Origin of the sequence: Streptomyces sp. NPDC002176, assembly GCF_044903645.1 — a bacterium.
GTDB lineage: Bacteria > Actinomycetota > Actinomycetes > Streptomycetales > Streptomycetaceae > Streptomyces.
Genome location: NZ_JBJDQW010000004.1, coordinates 40,637 through 62,459 on the forward strand (window position 1 = coordinate 40,637; position 21,823 = coordinate 62,459).

The 21,823-nt window shown below is 71.2% G+C and carries 17 protein-coding genes; 8 read left to right on the forward strand and 9 right to left on the reverse strand.

The window, feature by feature from the left end; translation table 11 throughout:
* Positions 1-15 precede the first annotated feature (15 nt).
* The 4 genes from ACI2LY_RS19355 to ACI2LY_RS19370 all read right to left on the reverse strand — a co-directional run bounded on the left by ACI2LY_RS19355 (position 16) and on the right by ACI2LY_RS19370 (position 4,996).
* Positions 16-1,035 carry an ABC transporter permease gene (locus tag ACI2LY_RS19355; RefSeq protein ID WP_404708215.1) on the reverse strand — a complete coding sequence of 340 codons (1,020 nt, stop codon included), beginning with the start codon at positions 1,033-1,035 and terminating at the stop codon, positions 16-18.
* Positions 1,032-2,549 (reverse strand): sugar ABC transporter ATP-binding protein, encoded by a 1,518-nt coding sequence (locus ACI2LY_RS19360; protein WP_404708216.1) that lies wholly within the window; start codon positions 2,547-2,549, stop codon positions 1,032-1,034. The genes ACI2LY_RS19355 and ACI2LY_RS19360 overlap by 4 nt, the downstream gene beginning before the upstream one ends.
* Before the next feature lie 148 nt (positions 2,550-2,697).
* Complete coding sequence (locus ACI2LY_RS19365; RefSeq protein ID WP_404708217.1) at positions 2,698-3,879, reverse strand: ROK family transcriptional regulator; 1,182 nt, start codon at positions 3,877-3,879, stop codon at positions 2,698-2,700.
* Positions 3,880-4,024: 145 nt separating this feature from the next.
* Positions 4,025-4,996 carry a multicopper oxidase domain-containing protein gene (locus tag ACI2LY_RS19370; RefSeq protein ID WP_401450160.1) on the reverse strand — a complete coding sequence of 324 codons (972 nt, stop codon included), beginning with the start codon at positions 4,994-4,996 and terminating at the stop codon, positions 4,025-4,027.
* 213 nt (positions 4,997-5,209) lie between these two features.
* On the opposite strand from ACI2LY_RS19370, the gene ACI2LY_RS19375 reads away from it, so the two are divergent.
* From ACI2LY_RS19375 to ACI2LY_RS19385, 3 genes are all read left to right on the forward strand, one after another.
* Entirely contained in the window at positions 5,210-7,687 is a 2,478-nt protein-coding gene (locus tag ACI2LY_RS19375; protein ID WP_404708218.1) for a ThuA domain-containing protein, read from the forward strand.
* 50 nt (positions 7,688-7,737) lie between these two features.
* Entirely contained in the window at positions 7,738-9,882 is a 2,145-nt protein-coding gene (locus ACI2LY_RS19380; RefSeq protein WP_404708750.1) for an OmpL47-type beta-barrel domain-containing protein, read from the forward strand.
* Positions 9,883-10,154: 272 nt separating this feature from the next.
* Entirely contained in the window at positions 10,155-11,582 is a 1,428-nt protein-coding gene (locus ACI2LY_RS19385) for an alkaline phosphatase family protein (RefSeq protein ID WP_393601835.1), read from the forward strand.
* A 37-nt stretch (positions 11,583-11,619) separates the two neighbouring features.
* Here the strand turns inward: ACI2LY_RS19385 and ACI2LY_RS19390 are convergent, their stop codons facing one another.
* Together ACI2LY_RS19390 and ACI2LY_RS19395 are read right to left on the reverse strand one after the other, a co-directional pair.
* The gene (locus tag ACI2LY_RS19390) at positions 11,620-12,339 is read right to left on the reverse strand and encodes a hypothetical protein (RefSeq protein ID WP_404708219.1); all 720 of its coding nucleotides are present in this window, start codon (positions 12,337-12,339) and stop codon (positions 11,620-11,622) included.
* 27 nt (positions 12,340-12,366) lie between these two features.
* Positions 12,367-13,620, reverse strand: a complete 1,254-nt coding sequence (locus tag ACI2LY_RS19395; protein WP_404708220.1) for an MFS transporter — start codon at positions 13,618-13,620, stop codon at positions 12,367-12,369.
* A gap of 73 nt (positions 13,621-13,693) precedes the next feature.
* Here ACI2LY_RS19395 and ACI2LY_RS19400 point away from each other — a divergent pair, with 73 nt between their 5' ends.
* Entirely contained in the window at positions 13,694-14,686 is a 993-nt protein-coding gene (locus tag ACI2LY_RS19400; protein ID WP_404708221.1) for a GlxA family transcriptional regulator, read from the forward strand.
* On the opposite strand, the gene ACI2LY_RS19405 is transcribed toward ACI2LY_RS19400, so the two are convergent.
* Positions 14,664-15,581 (reverse strand): aminoglycoside phosphotransferase family protein, encoded by a 918-nt coding sequence (locus ACI2LY_RS19405; RefSeq protein WP_404708222.1) that lies wholly within the window; start codon positions 15,579-15,581, stop codon positions 14,664-14,666. The two genes, ACI2LY_RS19400 and ACI2LY_RS19405, sit on opposite strands and share 23 nt — an antisense overlap.
* 83 nt (positions 15,582-15,664) lie before the next feature.
* Between ACI2LY_RS19405 and ACI2LY_RS19410 the strand changes: the two genes are divergently transcribed.
* From ACI2LY_RS19410 to ACI2LY_RS19425, 4 genes are all read left to right on the forward strand, one after another.
* On the forward strand, positions 15,665-16,456 hold the full coding sequence (locus ACI2LY_RS19410; RefSeq protein WP_404708223.1) for a hypothetical protein: 792 nt from the start codon (positions 15,665-15,667) through the stop codon (positions 16,454-16,456).
* Between the two features lie 367 nt (positions 16,457-16,823).
* Positions 16,824-18,551, forward strand: a complete 1,728-nt coding sequence (locus tag ACI2LY_RS19415; protein ID WP_404708751.1) for an ATP-binding cassette domain-containing protein — start codon at positions 16,824-16,826, stop codon at positions 18,549-18,551.
* A 133-nt stretch (positions 18,552-18,684) separates the two neighbouring features.
* Positions 18,685-19,701, forward strand: coding sequence for a glutathione S-transferase family protein (locus ACI2LY_RS19420; RefSeq protein ID WP_404708224.1), 1,017 nt, complete (start codon positions 18,685-18,687; stop codon positions 19,699-19,701).
* A gap of 28 nt (positions 19,702-19,729) precedes the next feature.
* Complete coding sequence (locus tag ACI2LY_RS19425; RefSeq protein ID WP_161149839.1) at positions 19,730-20,035, forward strand: DUF4235 domain-containing protein; 306 nt, start codon at positions 19,730-19,732, stop codon at positions 20,033-20,035.
* A 63-nt stretch (positions 20,036-20,098) separates the two neighbouring features.
* Here the strand turns inward: ACI2LY_RS19425 and ACI2LY_RS19430 are convergent, their stop codons facing one another.
* Entirely contained in the window at positions 20,099-20,491 is a 393-nt protein-coding gene (locus ACI2LY_RS19430) for a VOC family protein (protein ID WP_399721270.1), read from the reverse strand.
* Positions 20,492-20,566: 75 nt separating this feature from the next.
* On the reverse strand, positions 20,567-21,526 hold the full coding sequence (locus ACI2LY_RS19435; RefSeq protein ID WP_388997700.1) for a Dyp-type peroxidase: 960 nt from the start codon (positions 21,524-21,526) through the stop codon (positions 20,567-20,569).
* Positions 21,527-21,823: the final 297 nt, after the last annotated feature.

Below are 21,823 nucleotides of genomic sequence, written 5' to 3' on the forward strand. Positions count from 1 at the left end.
CGGTGAACCCTTTCCTCAGGTGGTGCTCGCGGTGCGGCGCTGGACCAGTACGGCGGCGACGATGATCGCGCCCTTGGCGATCTGCTGGACGTCGCTCTGCAGGTTGTTCAGGGCGAAGATGTCGGTGATCGTGGTGAAGATCAGTACGCCCAGCACGGAGCCGGTGATGGTGCCCCGGCCGCCGCTGAGCAGGGTGCCGCCGATGATGGCGGCGGCGATGGCGTCGAGTTCGTAGAGGTTGCCGTTGGTGTTCTGGCCCGACCCGGCCAGGACGATCAGCAGGAACGCCGCGATGCCGCAGCACAGTCCGGACAGCAGGTAGAGGTAGAGGCGCTGGCGGCGTACGTCGATCCCGGCGAGGCGGGCCGCCTCCGCGTTGCCGCCGACCGCGACGGTGCGGCGGCCGAAGGTGGTGCGGTTCAGGACGAGCCAGCCGATGACGGTGACGAGGGCGAAGACCAGGACCAGCGGCGGGATGCCCAGGACGTAGGAGTCACGTTCGCCGAGGCTCAGCACGGAGTCGATGGTGACGATCTGCGTGCGTCCGTCGGTGATCTGGAGCGCGAGCCCGCGCGCCGAGGCGAGCATGGCCAGCGTGGCGATGAACGGGACCATGCCCCCGTAGGCGACGAGCAGGCCGTTGACGAGGCCGCAGCCCACGCCGACGGCGACCGCCGCGAAGAGGATGCCGGTGAACCCGTACTCCTGGGTCGCCACCGTGGTCGCCCAGACCGAGGCGAGGGCGACGATCGCGCCGACGGAGAGGTCGATGCCGCCGGAGGTGATGACGAAGGTCATGCCGACGGTGACGACACCGATCACGGACGCCTGGGTGAGGACGAGTTGGAGGTTGCGGGTGTCGAGGAACTCGTCCGGCTTGGTGATCCCGCCGATCAGGATCAGGACGGCGAGGACGCCGAGCAGGGAGAGGGTGCGGACGTCGGCGCGGCCCGCGAGCGCGCGCCAGGCGTGGGGCGGGGCGGCCGCGGGTGCCTTGCCGCTGTCGTACCGGGGCGGGGAGACGGGCTGCGTCATGACGCCGGGCTTCCTTCCATGACGAGGTCGAGTACGCGGTGCTCGTCGAGTTCGCGGGCGGGTGCCTCGTGCACGACGTGGCCCTCCCGGAGCACCAGGACACGGTCGGCGAGGCCGAGGACCTCGGGCACCTCGCTGGAGACCAGCAGCACGGCGAGGCCCTCGTCGGCGAGGCGGCGGACCACGGCGTACAGCTCGGCGCGGGCGCCGACGTCGACGCCCCGGGTGGGTTCGTCGAGCAGCAGCACCCGGCAGCCGCGCAGCAGCCAGCGGGCCAGGACGGCCTTCTGCTGGTTGCCGCCGGAGAGGGTGCGGACGGGGACGGCCGGGTTGTCGGGGCGCAGCGACAGCTCGCGGGTCGCGGCGCGGGCGGCGCCCAGCTCGGCGCCCCGGTCGATCCAGCCGCCGCGCGAGAACCGCGACAGGGTGGACACCGATACGTTGCGGGTGACGGACTCCAGCATGAGCAGGGCCTGCGCCTTGCGCTCCTCGGGTGCCAGCCCGATCCCGGCGCGCACGGCGGCCCGTACGCTGCCGGTCCGGATCGGCCGACCGCCGACGAGCACCTGCCCGGCGTCGGGCTTGCGGGCGCCGTAGACCGTCTCCAGGATCTCGGAGCGGCCGGAGCCCACGAGCCCGGCGATGCCGACGATCTCGCCCGGCCGCACCACGAGGTCGAGCGGGTCGAACTCACCGCTCCGAGCCAGGCCCCTTACCTCCAACACTGGTTCCTGCAGCGGGGGTTCGGCCGGGCGCGGCGGGAAGACGTACTCGACGTCGCGGCCCGTCATCAGGGTGACGACCTCGCGGGTCGGGGTGGTCTTCGCGGGCAGGCCGCGGGCCACCGCCCGGCCGTCCTTCAGTACGGTCACGCGGTCGCCGATGCGGCGGATCTCGTCCAGCCGGTGCGAGATGTAGACGACGGCGACGCCCTCGGCGGTGAGTCCGGTGACCACGCGGAAGAGGTTGTCGACCTCGTCGGGGTCGAGCGCGGCGGACGGCTCGTCCATCACGATGAGCCGTACGTCGTGCGACAACGCCCGCGCCATGGAGACGATCTGCTGCTGCGCGGCGGACAAGTCCCCTACCAGGCGCCCCGGTTCGATCTCGGAGTGTCCGAGTCGGCGCAGCAGGGCGGCCGTCGTGGTGCGTGCCGTGCGCCGTCGTACGACGAATCCGGCCCTGGTGGGCTCATGGCCCAGGTGGATGTTCTCGGCGACCGACAGGTGCTCCACCAGGTCGAGTTCCTGGTAGATGGTGGCGATGCCGAGACGCATCGCGGCCATGGGCGAGCGGAGGGTGACGGGTTCGCCGCGCCAGTGGATGGTCCCGGTGTCGGGCTGGTGGGCACCGGCCAGGACCTTGATGAGGGTGGACTTGCCCGCGCCGTTCTGGCCGAGCAGGCAGTGGACCTCGCCCTCCTGCACGTCGAGGTCGACACCGTCGAGGGCCCGGACGCCGGGGAACGCCTTGGTGATGCCGGTCATGCTGAGCAGTGGTGGTTCTGGTGCCATGTGTTCCCCCTCGGCGGGCGTGCGGGCCTGTTTCAGGGCGGTACGCCGACGGGTCGGGCGGACCGGGGCGGAGCAGAGGTGCGGGCGGTGCTGTTTCCGTCGCGCTGTTCCTACGGGCCGTCCGGCGGGATGGTGCCGGGCGGCACGGTCACGCCGGGGAGAACAGGTGGTCGCTGATGAGGCGGGCGCCGCCGATGACTCCGGCGTTCTGGCCCAGCTCGCCGAGCACGATGGGCAGGTTGCCGGTCGCGAGCGGCAGCGACTGGCGGTAGACCTGGGTGCGGATCGCGGCGAGCAGGGTGTGGCCGAGGCCGGTCACCCCGCCGCCGATCACCACGAGTCCGGGGTTGAAGAAGCTGACCAGGCCCGCGATGACCTGGCCGGTGCGGGTGCCGCCCTCCCGGATGAGGTCGAGCGCGACGGTGTCGCCCGCGGCGGCCGCGGCGGCGATGTCGACGGCGCTCAGGGTGCCGTGCGTCTCCAGCCGGGAGGCGAGTTCGGCCGAGAGTCCCTGGGTGGCCGCCTCCAGGGCGTCGCGGGCGAGCGCCGCGCCGCTGAAGTGGGCCTCCAGGCAGCCGCGGTTGCCGCAGGCGCAGGCACGGCCGTCGGGTACGGCCTGGATGTGCCCGATGTCGCCCGCGCTGCCCGTGGCCCCCCGGTACACCTCGCCGCCCACGACGATGCCGCAGCCGATGCCGGTGCCGATCTTGACGCAGAGGAAGTCGCCGACGGAGCGGGCTACCCCGGCGTGCTGCTCCCCCATCGCCATCAGGTTGACGTCGTTGTCCGCCATGACGGGGCAGCCGAGTTCCTGGCTGAGCGCCTCCCGCACGGGGAAGCCGTCCCAGCCCGGCATGATCGGCGGTGCGACCGGTACCCCCTCCGGGAAGCGGACGGGGCCCGGTACGCCGATCCCGGCGCCGTCGAACCCCTCCGCGAGCCCGGAGGACCGGAGCTTGGCCGCCATGGCGAGGACGTGCTCGAAGACCGCGACCGGGCCCTCGCGTACATCCAGGGGCTGGTTGAGGTGGCCCAGCACTTCGAGTTCGGCGTTGGTGACGGCGACGTCGACCGAGGTCGCGCCGATGTCGATGCCGAGGAAGCGCAGGTTGGGGGCGAGCCGGAGGTTGTGGGAGCGGCGCCCGCCGCGCGAGGCGGCGAGTCCGTCGGCCACGATCAGCCCGGTCTGGAGGAGCCGGTCCACCTCCACGGCCAGCTTGGACCGGGACAGTTCGACCTGGTCGCCCAGCTGGGCGCGGGAGTTGGGGCCCTCGTCGCGCAACAGGCGGAGCAGCCGGGCCTGGTGGGCGTTGGCGGGTCGTGCCGTCATGCGTCTCACGAATCCCTCCCCGCCTCGGTACCGGACGTCCGTCGCGTTCTTTCGGGGGGAACGTAGCAGCGGCTGCCGGGGCTGGGAAGAAGTAGCGCGGGAATTCGTACCCACTTTCTCCACTCACAGGACAAAGACCCGGGCCTCAGTGGGCGTGGTGCGCGGCGGTGTGGTGGCCCGTGTGGCCGGGGACGGTGCCGTCGGGCTTGGCCACCAGGAACAGTCCGGCCATCCCCATGTCGGAGTGGCTCTGGACATGGCAGTGGTACATCCAGGCGCCCGCGCCGACGTGTTCGCCCGCGATGACCTGGAAGCCGAAGGAGTCGGCCGGGCCGGTGATCTTGTTGTCGACGACGCGGCTGGGGTCGTCGGGGCCGGTCAGCAGGCCCGTGCGGTTGTCGGCCCAGCGGTGACCGTGCATGTGGAAGGTGTGGTAGTACTCGCCGTGCGTGATCATGATGATCTCGACGCGGTCGCCCACCGTGGCCTCGAAGTCGGGGGTCTCCCCCGCCGTCCTGTTGTTGATCGTCATGTCGTTGAAGACGATCGTGAACTGCTTGTCCGGCAGTATGTCGCCCTTCCGGCGCACGACGACCGGGCCGTACAGGCCCTTGCGGATGCCGCCGGTTCCGTGGTCGGTGCCCACGACGTGGTCGTGGTAGTGCCAGTAACCGGCGCTGCCCGCCTGCCAGGTGCCGTCCTTGCGGCGGCCCGGCGCGTGGGTGCGCCAGGTGTAGGTGCGGGTGCCGCCCGGCTCCACGTGGCTGTTCGTCATCCGGGTGCCGTCGTTGGCGATGTCGTAGTCGACGCCGTGGACGTGGAGGCTGGCGTCGGCGTCGGTGAGGTTCTCGAACTCGATGTGCAGGGTGTCGCCCTCGACCAGCTCGATGAGGGGGCCCGGCACGGTGGCCTTGCCCTTCTCCAGGCCGTAGCCGAGCTGGCCGCCCGGCAGTTTCTCGGCGTAGAGCTTGAGATGGCGCACCTGGCCACCGGCCGGAGCCGTGGGCGGGGAGGGGTCCGCCGCGGAGGGGGCGGAGGCGACGGACAACGTCGCCGTACCGGTCGCGGCGACCACACCACCGGCCAGCAGCCGTCGTCCGAAAGTCCTTCTGTCCAGAACCATACCGGTCTCTCCAGTGCTGTGAGGAGTGCTGTGAGGAGACGGGCGGGGAGCGGGAGTCCCCGTGGGGACGGCCACGGTAGAGCCGCGATCCCCGTTTATCCACACCCAGGACAAAGTTGGTGAGATTCCGTCCGTTGCTATTGGCGGGTCGTTGAAAGGCGTCTAGCTTCTGGCGCTGTTGCTGAGACCACGGAGGGTGGGTGACCCATGCAGAGCGCACCACATCACCGGTCGAGATCCCGGCGGGCGGCGGCGTCGGCCCTGGCGGCCGGAGCCCTGGCGGCATCCCTGCTGAGCGGCGGCACCGCCGCCACGGCCAGTCCGTACCCGGAGCCGAAGGCGTCGGCGCTGCCGTCGCCGCCGGGTGGCAAGAACGTGAAAGTGCTCGTCTTCCACGCCTCGGCCACCGAGGAGTCACCGACCGTCGACGCGGGCATCGAGGCCGTCGAGTCCATCGGTCTGACCGGTCCGGCCGATCAGCGCTTCAAGACCGTGGCGACGGACGACGCCTCGGTCTTCACCGACGACAAGCGGCTGGGCACCTTCAACGCCGTGGTGTTCCTGACCGGCGGCGGGGACGTCCTCGATCCCGAGCAGGAGGCCGGGCTCGAGGCGTATCTGAAGGCGGGCGGCGGCTTCCTCGGTATCCATGACGCGGCCCGGACGGAGCCGTACTCCGACTGGTTCACCGGCCTGATCGGCGCCCGTCCGGCGGGTTCCAGCCCGGCCGCCGTGCAGCGGGCCACCGTCGAGATCCCCGACCGGAGTCATCCGGCCACGAAGGACCTGCCGCTGGAGTGGAAGCGGCCCGACAAGTGGTTCAACTGGGCGAGCAACCCGACCGGCAAGGTGCACACGGTCGCCAAGGTCCGGGAGAGCAGCTACCGGCCGGGCACCGGCGCCAACGGCGTGGACCACCCGGTGTCCTGGTGCCGGGACTACTCCGGCGGCCGGTCGTTCTACACCGGGATGGGCGGCACGGTCGAGTCGTTCGCGGAGACCGACTTCCGCGACCATCTGCGGGGCGCCCTGCTGTGGACCACCCGGCTGTCGCGCGCCGACTGCAAGGCGACCATCGACGCCAACTACTCGGCGGTGCGCGTCACCCAGCCGAACCAGCCCGGTCAGCAGGACCAGATCGGCGAGCCGCACGGCATGGTCGTGGCGCCCGACGGACGGGTGCTGTACATCGGCCGGGGCGGCGGGGTGAACGGCGCCCCGGTCGTCACCGACTGGAACAACCCCGACATCGGCAAGGGTGTCGGCCAGATCCACATCTACGACCCCGCGACGAAGAAGGTGACCCTCGCGGGCGCCCTGACCGTCTTCGGCAACAAGGGCGGCGGCGACGAACTCATCAAGGTCGAGGAGGGGTTGCTCGGCATCGAGCTGGACCCCGGCTTCGAGTCCAACGGCTGGGTGTACCTCCACTACACCCCGCACTCCGGCCTGGACCGGGACAAGCAGGTGGCCGAACGCCGCGTCTCCCGCTTCACGTTGGACCGCGCCACGAACAAGCTCGACCTGGCCTCGGAGAAGGTCCTGCTGAAGTGGCCCGTCCAGGTGCACAGTTGCTGCCACGCGGGCGGCGGGATGGCCTGGGACTCCAAGGGCAACCTGTACATCGCCACCGGTGACAACAACTCCTCCGGCTTCAGCGACGGTTACTCGGGCAACAACCCGCAGCCCAACTACAAGGGCCTGTCCTTCGCCGACGCCCGCCGCACCGCGGGCAACACCCACAACCTCAACGGCAAGATCCTGCGCATCCACCCGGAGCCGGACGGCACGTACACGCTGCCCGAGGGCAACCTCTTCACCGGCAAGGAGCAGGACGAGGGCGGCGGCAAGACGCGTGGCGAGATCTATGTGATGGGCGTACGCAACCCGGCGCGGATCTCCGTCGACCAGCAGACCGACATCCTCTACGCGGGCTGGGTCGGCCCCGACGCGGGCGCGCCGAGCACCACCTGGGGACCGGCGAAGTACGACACGTTCGCCGCGATCACCAAGGCGGGCAACCACGGCTGGCCGTTCTGCATGGGCAACAAGCAGCCCTACCGCGACCGCAATCTGCCGGACCCGACGAAACCGCTGGGCTGGTACGACTGCAACGCGCCGAAGAACGAGTCCCCGAACAACGACGGCCTGGTGAACCTGCCGCCCGTCACCGGCAACACCATCTGGTACTCCCCACAAGGCGGCGCCCCGGACTTCCCGCGCGACGCGGCGGGCGTGCCCAGCTACAAGAACGAGGAGGCCACCTATCTGCTGCCGTGGCTCAAGGGCGGCGGCCAGGCCACCATGGACGGCCCGGTCTACCGCTACGACGCGGCGACGGCGGGCGCGAATGCGTGGCCGCGGTACTGGGACGGCAAGTGGTTCGTCGGTGACTTCTATGACGCGGACAACCCGCGCCACGCGGTGCTCACCGACCCGAAGACGGTCGGCAAGGGCGGCCTGCCGGTCACGGCGGAGTCGCTGAAGAAGATCATCCCGGTCGGGCAGGGCGGTATCCGCAACCTGATGGACTGGAAGTTCGCGCCGGACGGCTCGCTCTACGTCCTCGACTACGGCCGCGGCTTCTTCACCTCCGACTCCCAGTCCGCGCTGTGGCGCGTGACGTACACCGGCGGCGAGGCGACCCCCGCCGCGAAGGATCTGGCCAGGAAGGCGGCACAGTGAGACATCGACCTCTCCGCCTGTACACCGCGCTGCTGGGCGCGCTGCTGCTGATGCTGGGGCTCACCTCGACGGCCGCGTACGGACGGGACGGCGACCGCGCGGCGGCGGCCCAGGTGCTGACGTGGACGACGAGTTCGCGCACCGACCAGTACACGAGTTTCCCGACGACGGCGGTGGCCGGTGCCACGACCCTCGTCTTCGAGAACAGCACCGCGACCGGCAATGACATCGGCATGCCGCACACGCTGACCTTCGACGTGTCGGACCCCGAGTACAACCACGACGTACCGGTGAACATCCTGGCCAACCCCGGCGACGACAGCGGCGGCAAACACACCGTCGACGTGACGCTGACGCCCGGCCGGTACCGCTACTTCTGCAGCATTCCCGGTCACAGCCAGATGCAGGGCATCCTGACGGTGACCGAGCCCGGCGGCGAGGACACCACGGCGCCGACGGCCTCGGCGAAGGTCGAGGGGCAGCGGAACGCCGACGGCGCCTATGTCGGCTCGGCCAAGGTCACGGTGTCCGCGTCGGACGACGCGTCCGGGGTGAAGTCGATCGAGTACGCGGTCGGCGCCGACGGTCCGTGGCAGGCGTACACCGCGCCGGTGGTCGTCGACCAGGTCGGCTCGCACACCGTGCGCTACCGCGCGACCGACCAGGCGGGCAACGTGGCCGCCGAGAAGTCCGTGACCTTCGGCGTGGTCGCCCCGCCGACGGACGACACCACCGCCCCGGAGACCTCCGCGACGGTGAGCGGCACGAAGGACGCGAACGGCGACTATCTGACGATGGCCACGGTCACCGTCACCGCGTCGGACACCGGGTCGGGCGTCAACACCATCGAGTACGCGGTCGGCGCGGACGGCGCCTGGCAGCCGTACACCGCGCCGGTGATGGTGCACGAGGTCGGCTCGCACACCGTGCGCTACCGGGCCACCGACAAGGCGGGGAACGCGGCCACCGAGAAGTCCGTGGCGTTCAAGGTCGTCGCGCCGCCCGCCGAGGACACGACCGCGCCGGAGACCTCGGCGACCCTCGACGGCACCAGGAACGCGAACGGCGCGTACGTCACCAGCGCCAAGGTCACCGTCAACGCCTCGGACTCCGCGTCCGGGGTGGCCCGGGTCGAGTACTCCCTCGACGGAGGCCCGTACCTGGCGTACTCGGCGCCCGTGGTCGTGGACCGGCTCGGCTTCCACACGGTGGAGTACCGGGCGACGGACAAGGCGGGGAACACCTCCGCGGCCAAGAGCGTCACCTTCACCGTCGCGCAGGGCGGCGGCGTCCCGGCACCGAACTGCCCCGAGTACGACGAGCGGCTCACCGTCATCGTGGGCACCGTCGACACCGGTGTGCCGAACCGGCTGACCCGTAGCCGGTGCACGATCAACGAGCTGATCGAGGACGAGAAGGACTGGTCGTCGCAGGCGCTGTTCCTCAAGCACGTCGACGGCGTGCTGGACCGGCTCCTCGCGGACGCGGTCATCGACCAGCGCGAGTTCAACAAGATCACCAAGGCGGCCAAGCAGTCGAAGATCGGCAAGCCCGGCCAGACGACCGGGTACCGCGACCTGTTCGACGGCACCCAGGCGTCCCTGGCCAAGTGGGAGCAGGTCGGTGGCGGGAAGTTCGCGCTGACCGGCGACGGCGCGATCACCAGCAGTACGACCGTGGCGGGCATGGGCATGCTGTGGTTCCCGGAGCGGAAGTACGGCGACTTCTCGCTGAAGCTCCGGTTCCGCGACGACGCGCCGGGCACGGGCAACGCCAACGGCGGTGTCTTCATCCGGTTCCCGAACGTCCACGACCACCCCGAGGAGTCCCGGCCCGAGTGGGTCGCCATCAACTACGGGCACGAGATCCAGATCCTCGACAGCCCCACCGGCGACATGTACAAGACGGGCTCGGTCTACGGCTTCGACCGGGTGGGTCTGGGCGGTGCGGGGGTCACCCCGAAGGGCACCTGGAACGACTACGAGATCCGCGCGCAGGGCCAGCACTTCACGATCCTGCGCAACGGTGTCGTCATCAACGAGTTCGACAACATCGGCGGCCAGGTCTTCACCCCGCCCCGCGCGGGTGACCCCGGCACCGACGGCCGACGCTACGCGACGGGTTACATCGGGCTCCAGGTGCACAGCACGTCGGACGTGATCTCGTACCGCGACATCCGGATCAAGGAGTTGTAGGCGACGGGACCGTGGGGCTCTCACCGCTGCGGCGGTGGGGGCCCTTCCCTCGCCCCGACCCTCTCCGCTGAACGTGCGGCAACTCCCGTGCAAAGTACAGGCATTGACGGTAACGGGCTGTTCAAGCCGTTCCCGCGCGTTGGCCACTTGTTCACCGCCTTCCCCTGACGCGTCCCGCCGGGAGGGGCGGAGAGTGAGCGGCGGCCCGGCTTCCGCCGGGTGGAACCGACACTCCGCCGGAGCGCGTTCCGCGCGCTCGAGAAGGGACCACCATGGCCGAGTTGACCCGTCGTAGAGTCCTGGGATCGACCGCGGGCGTACTGGGTGGCGCCGCGGCCCTGTCCCTGCTTCCACCGAGCGTCCAGAAGGCCGTCGCCGCCGAGCCGCCCAAGGGCGGGTCGCTGCGCGACATCGAGCATGTCGTCCTGCTGATGCAGGAGAACCGGTCGTTCGACCACTACTTCGGCACCCTGTCCGGGGTACGCGGCTTCGCCGACCCGCACGCGCTGAAGCTGGACACCGGACGCAGCGTCTTCTACCAGCCCGACGCGGTGAACCCCAAGGGCTATCTGCTGCCCTTCCACCTCGACACCCACTCCTCCAGCGCGCAGGCGATCCCCTCCACCAGCCACGCCTGGTCGGTGCAGCACCAGGCGTGGAACAACGGCAGGATGGACCAGTGGCTGCCCGCCCACCGCGCGGCCGACGGCGTCAACGGCCCTTACGTGATGGGCTATTACACGCGCGAGGACATCCCGTTCCAGTTCGCGCTCGCCGAGACGTTCACGATCTGCGACAACTACTTCTGCTCGGTGTTCGGGCCGACCTGGCCCAACCGGCTGATGTGGATGACCGGTTCGATCGACCCCGGCGGCACGAAGGGCGGCCCGGTCATCAAGAACTCGGCGCCCAAGCCGTACCAGTGGACCACCTACGCCGAGCGGCTCCAGGCGGCCGGGGTCAGCTGGAAGGTGTACCAGCAGGACGACGACTACGGCTGCAACATGCTGGAGCAGTTCGCCGCGTTCAAGAACGCCGCCCCCGGCTCCGAGCTGTACGAGCGCGGGGTGCGTCCGCAGCCCGAGGGCACCTTCGAGGACGACGCCCGCAACGACCGGCTCCCGGCGGTGTCCTGGATCATGCCGACCAGTTTCCAGTCGGAGCATCCGGACTATCTCCCGGCGGCGGGCGCGGACTTCGTCGCGTCGAAGATCGAGGCGATCGCGTCCAACCCGAAGGTGTGGCGCAAGACCGCGTTCATCCTCAACTACGACGAGAACGACGGCCTGTTCGACCATGTGCCGCCGCCGGTGCCGCCCGCGGGGACGCCGGACGAGTTCGTGCAGGGGTTGCCCATCGGGGGTGGCTTCCGGGTTCCGGCGATCGTCATCTCGCCCTGGACCGTAGGTGGTTGGGTCGCTTCGGAAGCCTTCGACCACACCTCGGCGCTGCGGTTCCTGGAGCAGTTCACCGGGGTGGCGGAGCCCAACATCAGCGACTGGCGCCGCGACACCTTCGGTGACCTCACCAGCGCCTTCCGCTTCCGCTCCGGCCGCCCGCGCCCGCCGCGCCTGCCGGACGACACGGCGGAGCAGCTGGAGAAGGCGAAGGAGGAGGTGGCCACGCTGCCGAAGCCGACCCTGCCCGGAGCGGACCAGACCTTCCCGCGCCAGGAACACGGACGCCGACCGCACGTATGACCCGTCCGGGCCGGTGCCGTTCCCGGCACCGGCCCCTTCAGTACACCGGGTCGGCGGGCTCCACTCGCTGCGTCTCCAGCCCGCCGTCGGCCAGCAACTCCTCGATCAGCGCCTCGCCGCCGCCCACATAGGTGCTGACCAGGTCCACGTCCCCGCCCAGGCACCAGGCCCGGTCCCGCGGCCACCACAGGTCGGGCAGCTCTGTGAACTCGTCCCACGCCACCGGCGACACGGCGTCCGAGAGGGTCCCTTCGAGGAGCACCTCGTCCCGGTACGGGGTCTCGAAGGTGGGGAAGCGGGAGAAGTCCCACCGCCCGTACCCGTCCCACAGGCCGAACCAGCACTGGTCGGCGGTACGGGTGTGCCGGGCCAGGACGGGAATCAGCGCCTCGGCGACAGCGGGCGGGGTCGGGCCTTCCGTCGGATGCTCGTCCCAGACACCGGGCAACCCGTACTCCGAGGCGTACCGGTCCCTCCCGGTCACCTCACGCCAGTCGGCGTTCGGCATCATCGTCCGCCCATGAGCGGCGGCCACGTCGCGCCACCGCACCGGCCGCTCCCCCAACCACGCCGGATGCAGAACCCTGACGTACGCGTCGAACCCCGGCACCACGACACCGGCCACCGTGCAGGAGTGGTCACGGCCCTCGAAGCGCTCACCGAGCCACCGGGCGGCCACCAGGTCGGCGGCCCGCACCCGCAGGCGTCCGTAGAGGTCGGGGGCGGGGGTCTGGTGCATCGTGGGGTGGTCGTCCATCGTCGGCAGTCTGCCGCACCGGGGCGCTCAGTGCTCGACCGCCAGGGACAGCAGGGCCGCTGTCGCGCACGCCGCCGCGAGGGCGAGCCACACCGGGTCGTACGTGCCGAACGCGTCGCGGGCCGCTCCGGCGAGGAGGGCGGTCAGGGCGGCGCCGAGTTGGTGGGCGGCGTTGGTCCAGCCGAAGACGATGGCGCTGTCGTCGCCCCAGTGCAGGCGGCACAGGGCGATGGCCGGGGGGACGGTGGCCAGGTCCAGGAGGCCGAAAAGGACCACGAAGGCCAGCATCGGCGCCCGCACGGTCGCTGTCATGATCAGGGGGAGGACGAGCAGCAGCAGCCCGCGCAGGGTGAAGAAGACGGCGAGGAGCCTGCGGGCGTCCGCGCGGTCGGTGAGCCAGCCGGAGGCGACCGTCCCGGCCACGTTGAACACCCCGATGCCCGCGAGCAGCGTGGACGCGGTGGTCACGGGCATGCCGTGGTCGTGGGCGGCCGGGGCGAAGTGGCTCCACATGATGCCGTTGGTGGACGCCCCGCATACGGCGAACGCCCCCGCGAGCAGCCAGAACGGTGCCGTGCGCGCGGCCTCCCTCAGTACCGTCAGCGTGCGCCGGGCCGCACCGGGCACCGGCGCGGGACGGGCAGCGAACACCCGACTTCCATAGGGGCGTTGGCCGAGGTCGGCGGGGTGGTCGCGCAGCACGAGCGCCACGAGCGGGACCACCGCGAGCGCGGCGAGCGTGACGGTGCCCAGCGCGGGGCGCCAGTTGTGGTGGTCGACGATCCAGGACAGCGCGGGCAGGAACACCATCTGGCCCAGCACGCTCGCCGAGGACAGCACGCCCGGCACCAGGCCCTGGTGCCGGGCGAACCAGCGGTCGGTCACCGCCGCCCCGAGCGTCATCGACAGCGCACCCGTTCCCGCGCCGACCAGGAGCCCCCAGAGCAGGGTGAACTGCCACGCTGCCGTCATCATGGTCGTCAGCCCCGCCCCCGCCGCGACCGTCAGCAGGGCGGCCGCCACCACGCGCCGTATCCCGAACCGGTCCGCCAGCGCTGCCGCGTAAGGGGCGGTGAGGCCGTAGAGGACCATGTTCACCGACACAGCCAGGCCGACGGAGCCGCGTGACCAGCCGAAGTCGTGGTGCAGCGGGCCCTGGAGGATGCCGGGCAGCGTGGAACAGGCGCCCGCGACGACGATCGCGGTGCCGGTGACGGCCGCGACCCACCAGGCGCGGTGACCGGTGACGGACTTACGGGGGACTCGGATCGCCTCGCTCATGGTGATCCATGCTTCGTCGTGCCCGACCGCCCTCACCACTGGCCGTCCGGACAGCGAGTGAAAGAATCCGGTCATGGAGGGTGCGAAGCGACACCAGGTGGTCGTTCTGGTGCGTGCCGGACTGATTCCGATGGAACTCGGCATCGTGCACCGGCTGTTCACCACCGCCACCGATCCTGACGGGCGGCCGCTGTACACGGTGCGTACGTGTGCGACCGTGCCGGGCGTGGTAACGACCGACACCGACATCGGCATCGACGTCCCCCACGGCCCGGAGATCCTCCGGGACGCGGACACCGTCGTCGTCCCGGCCGCCGTGGAGGACTACCGGCCGCAGCAGCGGGGGCGGCTCGACCCCGAGGTACGGCGGGCGCTCGCCCTCGTGCCCGCCGGGGCGCGGCTCGCGTCGATCTGCACCGGGGCGTTCGTGCTGGCCGCCACCGGGCATCTCGACGGTCGGCGGGCCACCACGCACTGGAAGTCCTGCGCCGAACTGGCCGCCCTGTACCCGGACACCGAGGTCGACCCCGACGTGCTGTACACCGACGACGGCGGGGTGCTGACCTCCGCCGGGGTGGCCGCCGGGGTCGACCTGTGTCTGCACATGATCCGCGCCGATCACGGGGCGGAGGTCGCCAACGCGGTCGCCCGCGACACCGTCGTCCCGCCGCACCGGGAGGGCGGGCAGGCGCAGTACATCGAACGGCCGATCCCCCAGGAGTCCGGCCCCTCCCCCACCGCGGCCGCCCGCGCCTACGCCCTGGAGCACCTCGGCGAGCCGCTCACCCTGGACGACCTCGCCCGGCGGGCCGGTGTCAGCGTGCGCACGCTCAGCCGCCGCTTCCGGCAGGAGACCGGTGCGACACCGATGCGCTGGCTGGCCGAGCGACGTCTCGACCACGCGCGGCGCCTCCTCGAACGCACCGACCATCCCGTGGACCGGGTCGCGGCCGACGCGGGGTACGGCACCGGTACCGCGATGCGGCTGCGCTTCCGGGAGGCGCTCGGCGTGTCACCCCGCGCCTACCGGAACACCTTCCGCGTCAGGACCGGACCGACGCCGTGAGCCGCCGCAGTGCCGCCTGCCCCGGTGGCCCCCACGTCGGCTTGCCGCCGGGGCGGCCCTGGTCGCCCGCGTGGCCGATATGGATGCCGGCGAGGGCGCGGAGGACCGCCCAGCCGCGGGCGCGGCGGAGGGTCGCGGGGTCCGGGGCCGGGTGGTAGGCGGCGTGGAAGCGGTCGATGGCGCCGTCCGGGAGGAGGAGCCAGGCGCAGGCCAGGTCGAAGGCGGGGTCTCCGGCGAAGAGGTCGCCGAAGTCGATGACGCCGGAGAAGGTGCCGTCGGTGGTGAGGATGTTGGCGGGGTGCAGGTCGCCGTGGAGCCAGAGGCGGGGGCCGGTCCAGGCGGGCGCGGCCGCCGCGTCCTCCCAGACCGCGCGGACGGCGTCCGGGTCGTGGACGAGGCCCAGTTCGGCGGCCCGGGCGAGCGCGCCGGTGAAGCCTTCGGCGGTGTCGGCCAGGCGGCCCCCTCGGTCCCGGCCCATCGGTGCCTCCTCGGGGGCGCGGCGGTGAAAGGCGGTCAGGAAGGCGGCCAGGGTGTCGGCCGCCTCCTCGGGGCGGGTCGCGGGGGCGCGGTCGGCGGGCTCGCCCGGTACCCAGGTGGTGACGAGCCAGGGGCGCGGGAAGCGTGCGGAGGGTTCACCGAGGCGCTGCGGGACAGGGACCGGGAGGGGCAGCCCCTGTGCGAGGAGCGGCAGCCAGGTGTGCTCCTTGCGCAGCAGCGCGTCCGCCGACTCCGTCGCCCAGGGCATGCGGACGGCGAGGTCGTCGCCGAGCCGCCACACCTGGTTGTCCCAGCCGAGGGCGCCCAGCTTCAGGGGGCGGTCCGCCAGGTCGGGGTGCTGCTCGCGCAGCAGGTCCCGGATCAGGTCCGCCGTGATGTCCGTCCCGGTGACTGTCATGGGGAGCAACGGTAGCGGTCCCGCTTAGGCCGGATGCCGGTCCGGGATGCGTGCCCGGCCGGTCCCGCCGGAGGATTCTGATCATGCGGAACTCCTCTGACACCCCGTCCTGTCCCCGATACGCGCGGCGCGGTGGCGCCCGGCACGCCATATCCGCGGCGGTCGTCTGCGGTGCCCTGCTGGCGGTGACCACGGCCTGCGCGGACACCGGCGACAGGGCCCGCTCCGGTGGCGCGGCGGGCAACGGCAACCCGGCCGTGTCCGGCTCCTCCCGCCCGGCGACCGGGACCGGCGTCCCCGGCGTCGGAAAGCGGATGGGCAAGCAGATCCCGGCCGACACCCGGCAGCTGGTGGTCGTCTACGGCGACGACCGGGACTCCGCCGAGGGCCTGGCCGTGCTGTACGAGAAGCAGGGCGCCCAGTGGAAGCAGTCCGCGAGCTGGCCCTCGCACAACGGCCGCCGGGGCTGGACGACGGACCATCAGCTCGACGACGAGCGCAGCCCGGTGGGCGTCTTCTCCCTCACCGACGCCGGAGGCACCCTGCGCAGCCCCGGCACCAAGCTGCCGTACTGGTACGACGACAACGCCTACGCGGCCTCGGTGGCGGACCCGGACGACGAGGCGCACGCGCACGACTTCGACTACGTCATCGCCATCGACTACAACCGGCTCAAGGGCGCCCCGCCCTACGACTGGAGCCGGCCCGAGGGCGTGGAGAAGGGCGGCGGCATCTGGCTGCACCTGGACCACGGTGACGGCACGTCGGCCTGTGTGACCGTCCCGGAGGCAGGCATCAAGACCCTCCTCGGCACGCTCGACCCCGCCGACCACCCCATGGTGGTGATGGGCGACCGCGAACGCCTCAAGGGCTGAGCGGAACCCATCCGTCACACGCGTATCGGCCGTGGCGATTCGGCCAGGGTCGCGCCGAGGTCCGGCGCGGTGAGTCCTACGACGTGTTTCCGGGGCTCCCGGAACGACGCCGTTCGATGCGGACTCCGCTGCGGCCGAAACACGTGTGTTCGATAAAGGTCTCCCTCTCGTTGACTCCGGTGCCGCACCTTCACCGGCTTCCACGACCTGAGGAGACGCGCAGTTGAGCACCTCCACCCGCACCGTCCCACCGCCCGCACCGGCGGAGATCAACTACTCCGGGCACTACTCCGTCAACCCGCTGGGCGAGGCCAGCTTCCGCGGCCTGTGCGCCCAACTCCCGCGTGTGCTGGGCCGGATCACGGCCATGGCCTGGGCGATCGACCGCCGTGCCGTCCTGCTGCTGCTCGCCTGCCAGGTGGCGACCGGGGTGTCGGCCGCCGTCCTGCTCACCGCCACGGCACGGGCGATGACCCCGCTGCTCGGCGCGGGCGCGATGGCGGACCGGCTGCGCGCGGCCCTCCCCGCGCTGGTCGTCGTCGCCTGTGCGAGCGCCGTCGCCCGGACCGCGCTGGCCGTCGCCCGCTATGCCGAGCGCCGGATCACTCCCCGGCTGACGACCGCCACGGACACCACCCTGGTCGAGGCCGTCTGCCGGGTGGAGGCGGCCGCCTGCGCGGTGGACGGCTTCTCGGACCGGCAGGAAGCCGCCGAGATGGGCGTGACGCGTACGCAGGTCATGGTGATGGACGCCCAGCGGTTCACCTCGGCCCTGATCAGGATGGTCACCGCGGGCACGGTCGTCACCGTGCTCAACCCGCTGGTGCTGCCGCTGCTCCTGCTGGCCGTCGCCCCGGCCGCCGTCGGCGCGATCCTCACCGCACGGGTGGACTACGACATCCACTACGCCAACATCGCGGACCGCAACGTCCGGGGCATGACCCGCTGGTGGGCGACGACCCCGAAGTACGGCGACGAGGTCCGCGCCAACGGCATGACCGACTACCTCCTGTACTGGTACCGGGCCCTGTCCGAGCGGGTCGACCGGCGCACGCTGGCCGCCGCTCCGAGGACGCTGCGGATCGCGCTGTCCTCCTCCTTCGCCGGGGGTGTGTTCCTCACCGCGACCTGGGGGATGCTCGCCTGGCTGGCCGTCACCGGCCGGGTCGCACCGGCCGTCGCCGCCACCGCCGTGGTCGCGGTGCAGACCACGCTCTCCGCGCTGTCCCAGCTGGTCATGGAGGGCGCGGCCGTCTTCCACACCAGCCTCTACCTCGGTGACATGCAGGCGTTCTTCGACCACGCCGCCGAGCGGGCCCCTAGGCGCGGGGGCGCGGTCGTCGCGGCGCCGGTGGAGGAGATCCGGCTGGAGGAGGTCGGCTACCGGTACCCGGGCAAGGACCGGCCCGCCGTGGACGGGGTGTCGCTGGCGCTGCGGCGCGGCGAGATCCTGGCGGTCGTGGGGGTGAACGGCTCCGGCAAGAGCACCCTGACCCGGCTGATCACCGGCATCTACCTGGCGGACAAGGGCCGGGTGGTCTGGAACGGCACCGATCTCGCCAGCGCCGATCCGGCGACCGTCTGGGACAACACCGGTCTGGTGCCGCAGATCTTCGCGCAGTGGCCGCTCCGGGTCCGGGAGAACGTCACCCTCGGCCAGCCCCGCAGCCATGACGACGGCCCGGTGTGGGACGCGGTGGAGGCCGTCGGCATGCGGGATGCGGTGGCGGAACTGCCCGCCGGGCTGGACACGCTGCTCGCCCGCGAGATCTTCGGCGGCACCGAGCTGTCCGGGGGCCAGTGGCAGCGGCTCGCGTGTTCCCGCGCGCTGTACCGCCGTCCGCCGCTGCTGATCCTGGACGAGCCCACCTCCCAGATGGACCCGCACGGCGAGCACGCCATCTTCGAGCACATCAAGGCGATCTCCGCCGACCGGATCACCATCGTCATCACCCACCGCCTGGAGAACACCCGGATCGCGGACCGCATCGTCGTCATGGACCAGGGCCGGATCACCGAGCAGGGCACGTACGACGATCTGGTGCACGCGGGCGGCACCTTCGCCGACCTGCTGCGGCTGTCCCAGGACCGCTGAGCGCTCCGGCGCGGGTCCCCGGCCGAAAAGGGGGAACGCGTCAGGCGGAACGGAACGGGCCCGTCGCGCCGGAGCGGGCGGCGGGCCCGGCAGGGACAGCGCGCGGACCAGAGCCGTGCGGCGAGGAGGCGACATGGGTGGCGACGGCAACAGTGCCTTGGGCCACAAGAAGTTCAAGCGGTCCAGGAGTCATTTCGCGGACCGGATCACCGCCGACGGGCGGGACGGCTGGCCGGTGGAGTCCGGGCGGTACCGGCTGGTGGTCTCGCGGGCCTGTCCGTGGGCCAGCCGGGCGGTGATCTCGCGCCGTCTGCTCGGGCTGGAGCGGGCGCTGCCCATGGCGGTCACCGACCCCGTCCAGGACGACCGGAGCTGGCGATTCACCCTGGACCCCGGCGGCCGGGACCCGGTGCTCGGCATCCGGTACCTCGCCGAGGCGTACGAGAAGCGGGAGCCGGGGGCGCCCGGCGGGGTGAGCGTGCCCGCGATCGTGGACGTACCGAGCGGCGAGCTGGTCACCAACGACTACCAGCAGCTCACCCTCGACCTCGCGACGCAGTGGACCGACCTGCACCGCGAGGGCGCCCCGGACCTGTACCCGGAGCACCTGCGGGACGAGATCGACGAGGTGATGGCGGAGGTCTACGAGGACGTCAACAACGGGGTGTACCGGGCCGGGTTCGCCCCGGACCAGGAGGAGTACGAGCGGGCGTGCGCCGGGGTGTTCCGGCGGCTGGAGGCGCTGGCCGAGCGGCTGGCGGGGCAGCGTTATCTGGTCGGGGACACGATCACCGAGGCGGACATCCGGCTGTTCACCACGCTGGTCCGCTTCGACCCGGTCTACCACGGGCACTTCAAGTGCAATCTGTGGAAGCTGACGGAGAACCCGGTGCTGTGGGCGTACGCGCGGGATCTGTTCCAGACGCCGGGGTTCGGGGACACGGTCGACTTCGACCACATCAAGCGGCACTACTACCAGGTCCACTCCGGCATCAATCCGACCGGGATCGTGCCGCTCGGCCCCGACCTCTCCGGCTGGCTGAGCCCGCACCACCGTGAGGAGTTGGGCGGCCGTCCGTTCGGCGAGGGGACGCCGCCGGGGCCCGTGGCACCGCACGAGCGGGTGGGACCACGAGGTCTGCCTGCATGAGGACGGCCTGACGAGGAAGAAGCGTGACATGGCGAAGAACAAGACCAAGAAGAAACTCTCGCTCACCTACAAGCCGGTCGGCTTCGTGATGAGCTGGGCCGGTGGCGCGCTGGCCGGGCTGGCCTTCCGCAAGGCGTGGATGGCCATACGGCACGAGGAGGACGCCCCCGACGCCCTGGACCGCGACCGCGGCTGGGGCGAGGTGCTGCTCGCGGCGGCCGTGCAGGGCGCGATCTTCGCGGTCGTGCGCAGCGCCGTGGACCGTACCGGGGCCAAGGCCATCGAGCGGTCGACGGGTGTGTGGCCGGTGGCCGACAAGGGCGGCCGGGACTGAGCACACGAGGACCGGGGGTGGCGGGCCGATCCGATGCCCGCCACCCCCGGTCTTCGTCCGTGCTCAGCCCTGCTTGGGCGCCGTCGGCGGGGCCAGCCGCACGGTGAAGGAGTGGCCCGCCGGATCGGAGTAGCCGCGCTCCTCGTGCGGGCCCACCGCGTCCCGGGTCTCGATGGGACGGCCCCCGAGCGAGACGATGCGCCGCTCGACCGCGTCCAGGTCGTCCACCATGAACTCGACATGCGCCTGAAGGGAGTTCTCCGGGCGCGGCCAGCTCGGGGGCGTGGCGTTCACATCCCGGCGGAAGGCGATGCGGAAGCCGTCCGCACCCCGTATCTGCACCAGGTTGGCGGAGGCGACGGTCTGTTCGCCGTCCAGCAACTCCTCGTAGAACGCGGCCAGTTTCTCCGGCTCGGCACAGTCGAGCACCACCACGCCCGCTTTGACCAGCGTCATGCTTCCTCCCAGAAAGTCGCCTCACCCCTGCGACTGTCCAGGCCCACCCGATTCAGTCCGTGGACCTCGCGCGGCTCAGTCCGCGAGGTCGACGAGGAACTTCCGGGCGGGGCAGAAGAAGGTGACTCCGGTGACCGCCCGTGAGTAGTCGAGGATGCGGTCGTGCAGGGGCGGCGGGTCGCCGATGAACATGCGTTCCAGCATCTTCTCGGTGACCCACAGGTGCCGGGAGTAGCCGATGAAGTAGGTGCCGTACTCGCCCTTTCCGGGGGTGGCGAAGGGCATGTTGTCGCGGAGGATGTCGTGCTCGCCCTCGGCGTCCTGGATGGTGCACAGGGTCTTGTGGGACTTCTGGCCCTCGGTCGCGTCGGGGAGTTCGATGTTGTCGAACTTGGTGCGTCCGATGACCTGTTCCTGGGTCTCGGTGGTCTGGGCGCGCCAGTCCTTGAGGTCGTGCAGGTACTTCTGGATGACGACATAGCTGCCGCCCGCGTACGCCGGGTCCTCCTCGCCGACCAGGGTGGCCGCGGGCAGGGAGAGGCCGATCGGGTTGGCGGTGCCGTCCACGAATTCCAGGAGGTCGCGGCCGTTGTAGTAACGGAATCCGGTGACATCGTCCACGGCGGTCACGGAATCACCGAATGCCTCGAGGAGGATCTTCTCGAATTCGACGACCAGGTCCACCGAATCGGCGCGAATGTGGTAAAGGAGATCGCCTTCGGTCGCGACGGCGGTGTGCTGGGCGCCGCGGATCTCCTGGAAGGGCTTGAGTTCCTTCGGCATCGGTTTCCGGGTCAGCGGTTCCCAGGCGTGGTGCGAGATTCCGAGATTGCAGGTGAAGACGCCGGTGTTCACCTGGATCTTGATGTCCTTGACCAGGTCCTCGATGCTCGCCACCACCGACCGCGCCTTGTCCATGGCCGCTTCGCCGTCATTGATGGTCAGCACCAGGAACGCGGCCGCGGCGGTCATCGGCGCGTCGATGTACTGCGGCTCGGTCTTGAGATCGTGCTTGGCGACGGCGGTGTAATCCATGGCCTCTCCCGGTGAGCGGCCTGCGGCGTACGCAGGCAGGGCAGTGCGTGACGGCTGGAATCCGGCCAGTCCAGCATCCGACACCGCGGGGCGCTGCGCCACCGGCGCCGGGGACGGAGAGGTCCGCCAAACAGGTGATCCCGGATGTGCCCCTCACCTGCGGCTGCCCAGAAACCACGGGCCTGCCGGGGTCTTTCCGGCTCGCGGGTTGATCGATTCGAAGTGGCAGCCTGGCGGCGGCGGGCCGAAACTGAAGCGGCAGTTCGTGATCAAAGAAGAGCACGTGGCCGAAAAGCG